This is a genomic window from Streptomyces sp. NPDC059398 (assembly GCF_042751845.1).
Taxonomy (GTDB): domain Bacteria; phylum Actinomycetota; class Actinomycetes; order Streptomycetales; family Streptomycetaceae; genus Streptomyces.
Genome location: NZ_JBHYWP010000016.1, coordinates 89,119 through 94,693, shown reverse-complemented (window position 1 = coordinate 94,693; position 5,575 = coordinate 89,119). Strand labels below are relative to the sequence as shown.

General features: G+C 69.0%; 4 protein-coding genes. 3 read left to right on the top strand and 1 reads right to left on the bottom strand.

Annotation, left to right across the window (positions count from 1 at the left end; translation table 11 throughout):
* Nucleotides 1–100 precede the first annotated feature (100 nt).
* Both ACFXBC_RS08800 and ACFXBC_RS08795 read left to right on the top strand, forming a co-directional pair.
* On the top strand, nucleotides 101–976 hold the full coding sequence (locus tag ACFXBC_RS08800) for an ArsA-related P-loop ATPase (protein ID WP_385020376.1): 876 nt from the start codon (nucleotides 101–103) through the stop codon (nucleotides 974–976).
* Nucleotides 973–2,415, top strand: a complete 1,443-nt coding sequence (locus tag ACFXBC_RS08795; RefSeq protein ID WP_385020373.1) for an ArsA family ATPase — start codon at nucleotides 973–975, stop codon at nucleotides 2,413–2,415. Before ACFXBC_RS08800 ends, ACFXBC_RS08795 begins: the two co-directional genes overlap by 4 nt.
* Before the next feature lie 21 nt (nucleotides 2,416–2,436).
* Here ACFXBC_RS08795 and ACFXBC_RS08790 read toward each other — a convergent pair whose 3' ends face one another.
* On the bottom strand, nucleotides 2,437–2,784 hold the full coding sequence (locus ACFXBC_RS08790; protein ID WP_164258855.1) for a WhiB family transcriptional regulator: 348 nt from the start codon (nucleotides 2,782–2,784) through the stop codon (nucleotides 2,437–2,439).
* A gap of 424 nt (nucleotides 2,785–3,208) precedes the next feature.
* On the opposite strand from ACFXBC_RS08790, the gene ACFXBC_RS08785 reads away from it, so the two are divergent.
* Nucleotides 3,209–5,479 (top strand): transglycosylase domain-containing protein, encoded by a 2,271-nt coding sequence (locus ACFXBC_RS08785; RefSeq protein WP_385020369.1) that lies wholly within the window; start codon nucleotides 3,209–3,211, stop codon nucleotides 5,477–5,479.
* The last annotated feature ends 96 nt before the right edge of the window (nucleotides 5,480–5,575 follow it).

Genomic DNA, 5,575 nt, shown 5'->3' with positions numbered 1-5,575 from the left:
GTTAGGTAGATAAGACGTGTGCGGGCGCTGGGGTGTGGGGCGCAGGGGGGGACCGCCAAACCCCCGGGCCCCCGCGGCGCGGGGGTGACCCTTCGGTCGGGTGGGAAGCCCCACGCTCCTCGTGGAGGTGGAAGGCCGGCAGGGCATCGCGCAGCTCTTCGAGACGGAGGCGTTCCCGTACGAGGAGCGGAAGATCGCGGTGGCCCCCGGCGGCGGGGAGGTGTACGCCCTGGCGATCGACGCCGAACGCGCCCTGCTCGACTACCTCCAGATGTTCTACAAGCTGGGCAGCGCGGGCCGGGCCCTGAAGAAGCTCGGCGCCATCGACTTCGCCACGACCATCGCGCCCGGTGTACGGGACGTCCTCCTCACCGGCAAGGCGTGCGAGGCCGTGCGCCGCAAGACCAGGCAGGGTCGTTTCGCCTACGACCACATCGTCATGGACGCACCGCCGACGGGCCGCATCACCCGCTTCCTCAACGTCAACGACGAGGTGGCGGGGCTCGCGAAGATCGGACCGATACACAATCAGGCCCAGGCCGTGATGCGGGTCCTCAAGTCCCCCGAGACCGCGGTGCATCTGGTGACGCTGCTCGAAGAGATGCCGGTGCAGGAGACCGCGGACGGCATCGCCGAACTGCGCGCGGCCGACCTGCCGGTGGGCAACGTCATCGTGAACATGGTCCGCCCCGCGCTCCTGGACGAGCAGACCGTACGTACGGTGTCGGGCGACCGCCGCAAGGAGGTGGCCAAGGCGCTCACCCGGGCGGGCGTCAGCGGCGCGGCGAAGCTGGTGACCCCGCTGCTCGCCGAAGCCGTCGACCACGCGGAGCGGGTGGAGCTGGAGCGCGAACAGCGCGCCGTGCTGGCGGAACTGGAGCTCCCCACCTACGAACTCCCGCTGCTCGGCGACGGAATGGATCTGGCCGGGCTCTACCGGCTGGCGACGGAAGTGCGGAGGCACATCACGTCATGACCCTGGACAGCGCGCCCTTCCTCGACATCGACCCGCTCCTCGACGATCCGGCCACCCGCATCATCGTGTGCTGCGGCTCCGGCGGCGTGGGCAAGACCACGACCGCGGCGGCGCTGGGGGTACGGGCGGCCGAGCGGGGCCGCAGGGCCGTCGTGCTGACCATCGACCCGGCACGCAGGCTCGCCCAGTCCATGGGGATCGACTCGCTCGACAACATCCCGCGCCGGGTGGCGGGCATCAAGGCCACCGGCGACGGTGAACTGCACGCCATGATGCTGGACATGAAGCGGACGTTCGACGAGATCGTCGAGGCGCACGCGGACAGCGAGCGGGCCGACTCGATCCTGAGCAACCCCTTCTACCAGTCGCTCTCCGCGGGCTTCGCCGGTACGCAGGAGTACATGGCGATGGAGAAGCTGGGCCAGCTGCGGGCGCGCGACGAGTGGGACCTGATCGTCGTGGACACCCCGCCGTCCCGGTCGGCGCTCGACTTCCTGGACGCGCCGAAGCGGCTCGGCTCCTTCCTCGACGGCAAGTTCATCCGGCTGCTGATGGCCCCGGCGAAGGCCGGCGGCCGGGCCGGGATGAAGTTCCTCAATGTCGGCATGTCGATGATGACCGGCACGCTCGGCAAGCTGCTGGGGGGCCAGTTCCTGCGCGATGTGCAGACCTTCGTCGCCGCGATGGACACCATGTTCGGCGGCTTCCGCACCCGCGCGGACGCGACGTACCGGCTGCTCCAGGCGCCGGGCACGGCCTTTCTGGTGGTAGCGGCACCGGAGCGGGACGCGCTGCGGGAGGCCGCGTACTTCGTGGAGCGGCTGGCCGCCGACGGGATGCCGCTGGCCGGCCTGGTGCTCAACCGGGTACACGGCAGCGGGGCCGCGCGGCTCACGGCGGAGCGAGCGCTGGCCGCCGCGGAAAATCTTGACGACAGCGGCATTGTGGATCAGAAGGCCGGGAATGAAGCAGTTCGTGACTCCACGGGCCCCTCTCCCAGGCCCGGAGCCACGGAGCACGGCGAACTTTCCGAGCCGCCCGCGGAACACGCGGAGCACCACACAGACTCATCAGACTCAGAGGCAGAGGCAGAAGACGTAGCGACGACAGACGCAGGAACACCCGCAGGAACACCCGTAGAGGCAGCAGCCGGAGATCCCGCCGAGGCATCCCCGGAGGCCGGCACTTCAGAAGCCCTGCCCGGGGCGGCAGATGCCATGCCGGAGCCGACGGTCGACGTACTGACCGCCGGTCTGCTCCGACTGCACGCCGAACGCATGCAGGTACTCGCCCGCGAGCAGCGCACCCGCGACCGTTTCACCACGCTCCACCCGGAGGTGGCCGTGGCCGAGGTCGCCGCGTTGCCCGGCGACGTCCACGACCTGGCAGGTCTCCGGGCGATCGGTGAACGCCTCGCGGCCGGTCGTTCCCCGGCCTGAGTCCGCCCTGCCCGCCCGGGGCTATCCCACAGCGGCGTACGTCTCCTCGAACGCTTCGTCGTCCGCGACGATCGCGGGCAGAATGCCCGTACTGCGCTCGTACTCGGTGCGCGCGGTCTCCAGCAGCCGCCGCCACGAGGTGACGGTGGGGCGCCGGCGCAACAGTGCGCGCCGCTCCCGCTCGGTCATGCCACCCCACACGCCGAATTCGACGCGGTTGTCCAGCGCGTCGGCCAGGCACTCCGTACGCACCGGACATCCGGTGCACACCGCCTTGGCCCTGTTCTGCGCTGCCCCTTGTACGAACAGTTCGTCCGGATCCGTAGTGCGGCAGGCCGCCTGCGCACTCCAGTCAGTTACCCAGCCCATCCCGGCGCCGTCCTCTCCCGAATTCGAGGCTCCCCCACGGCGGCAGCGGCATATTCACCGCTGCCAGTTGAGGACGTTACGGAAGGTGGGCACAGCGCAACACCCCCTTCGGGCCCAATCTTGAATGGCCCGAACGGACTATGCGTACGCGCGAGATCACCCAACGGAGTGAGCGAGGGGCATAGCCGACAACCCGGACAGAACGGGGCAGTTCATCCGCGCCACATCGGACAGCGGGTTACACATGGGGCATATGCAGTCGCGTGGTCACGCCTATTCGGGGAGGGTGACTTCGCGCCATGCGGCTTGATAGAGACTTGATACGGGAGGGCACTGCTGTGACAGTTAGGTGCAGCTTAGGCCAAGGCATGTCCGCGTGTCCGGCGAATGAAGCTGCTCCTTCTCCACCACGTAGGCTGCCCTCATGCCAAAGAAGCGCTCCGGCGGGGGTCTCACCAAGACCCAGCAGGCCGCCAAATTCCTCGGTGTCGCCGCGCTCTCCGGAGCTGTACTGGCGGGCATCGCGCTGCCGGCAGCCGGAGCGCTGGGGCTCGCGGCCAAGGGCACCGTCAAGGGATTCGACGACATCCCCGCCAGCCTGAAGACGCCACCGCTCAGCCAGCGGACCACGATCCTGGACGCCGACAACAACCAGATCGCCTCGGTCTACGAGCGGGACCGCACGGTGGTGAAGCTCCAGGACATCTCGCCGTACATGCAGAAGGCGCTCGTCGCGATCGAGGACGCGCGCTTCTACCAGCACGGCGCGATCGACGTGAAGGGCGTGGCACGCGCGCTCAACCGCAACGCGCAGGAGGGCGGCGCGGCCCAGGGTGCGTCGACCCTCACCCAGCAGTACGTCAAGAACGTCTTCGTCGAGGAGGCGGGCGACGACCCGACCAAGGTCGCCGAGGCCCAGCAGAAGAGCCTCGGCCGCAAGGTCCGCGAGCTGAAGTACGCGATCCAGGTCGAGAAGTCGCTCGGCAAGAAGAAGATCCTGGAGAACTACCTCAACATCACCTTCTTCGGTGAGCAGGCGTACGGCGTCGAGGCCGCGGCCCAGCGGTACTTCTCCACGTCCGCGAAGAACTTGACGATCGGCCAGTCCGCGCTGCTCGCGGGTCTTGTCCAGTCACCGAGCCGCTACGACCCGATCAATGACATGGCCGAGGCCACCAAGCGGCGCAACACCGTGCTGCAGCGGATGGCCGATGTCCACTCCATCTCGCAGCCGCAGGCCGACAAGGCGATGGCCGAGCCGATCAAGCTGAAGGTCACCAGGCCGAAGAGCGGCTGCATCACCGCGGTCAAGGGCGCGGGCTTCTTCTGCGACTACGTCCGCAAGGTGTTCCTGACGGATCCGGCCTTCGGCAAGACCAAGGAGGAGCGCCAGAAGCTCTGGTCGGTCGGCGGTCTGACCGTCAAGACCACCCTGGACCCCAAGGCCCAGGCGTCCTCCAACGTCGCGGCCACCTCCCGGGTCAACAAGGACGACAAGATCGCGGACGCCGTGGTGCAGGTCCAGCCCGGTACCGGGAAGATCCTCGCGATGGCCCAGTCCCGTCCGTACGGCCTGGACCCGTCGAAGCACGAGACGGTGCTGAACCTCTCGGTCGACAACAAGATGGGCGGGACGTACGCGGGCTTCCAGGTGGGCTCGACGTTCAAGCCGATCACCGCGGCCGCCGCGCTGGAGAAGGGCATCAGCCCGTCGCAGAGCTTCACGACAGGCTCGAAGATCTCCCTGCCCGGTACGAGCTTCCACAACTGCCAGAACCAGCCGGCCGACTCCAGCCCCTGGTCCGTGCAGAACGAGCTCACGACCGAGAAGGGCACATTCGACATGACCAGCGCGCTGGGCAAGTCGATCAACACGTACTTCGCGCGGCTGGAGCAGAAGGCCGGCCTCTGCGAGACGATCACCATGGCCGACAAGGTCGGCTACATCCGCGGCAACAACAAGCCGCTCCAAGCCGTGCCCTCCACCACCCTCGGCGGCCAGGAGTCGACCCCGCTGGCGATGGCCTCGGTGTACGCCACCTTCGCCAACCGCGGGACGTACTGCTCACCGATCGCCGTCGAGTCGGTGACCGCGCCGGGCGGCAAGCAGATCCCGGTGCCGAAGTCGTCGTGCTCGTCGGCGATGAGCGAGCACACCGCCGACACCATCAACCAGATGCTGAAGGGCGTGGTCGCGGACGGTACCGGTAAGCAGGCCGGCCTCAGCGACCGCGACAACGCGGGCAAGACGGGTACCACCGACGAGCGCAAGAACGCGTGGTTCGTCGGCTACACGCCCAACCTGGCGACGGCCGTCTGGGTCGGCAGCGACGGCTCGCGGCAGATCCCGATGACCAACATCAACATCGGCGGCCACTACTACGACGAGGTCTGCGGTGGCTGCCTCCCCGGCCCCATCTGGAAGACGGCGATGACCGGCGCCCTGTCCCCCTCCGAGACGCCCTCCTTCAACCAGGTCGACGTCCCGCGGGGCCACTCCAGCGGCGGCAAGAGCCACGACCACCAGGCCGGCGGCGACCAGGGCAACGGCGCCACGGACAACGGCGGAGCCGACGACAACGGCAACGGCGGCGACCAGGGCAACGGGGGCGGCCAGCCGGGCGACGGCGGCGGCATCTCGTTCCCACCGGGCTTCACCGGCGGAAACAACGGCCACGGCCACCACCGGAGATAGACCGGGGCCGAACCGGCACGGCAGACGGGAAGGGGGGGGCCCCGGGGGCGCCCCCGCCCCCCCCCCCCCAGCAGACCCCCCCCCCCCCCCCCCCGC

Coding starts and splice junctions, on each gene's coding strand:
- ACFXBC_RS08795 (WP_385020373.1), top strand. CDS start 973: ATGACCCTGGACAGCGCGCCCTTCCTCGACATCGACCCGCTCCTCGAC.
- ACFXBC_RS08790 (WP_164258855.1), bottom strand. CDS start 2,784: ATGGGCTGGGTAACTGACTGGAGTGCGCAGGCGGCCTGCCGCACTACG.
- ACFXBC_RS08785 (WP_385020369.1), top strand. CDS start 3,209: ATGCCAAAGAAGCGCTCCGGCGGGGGTCTCACCAAGACCCAGCAGGCC.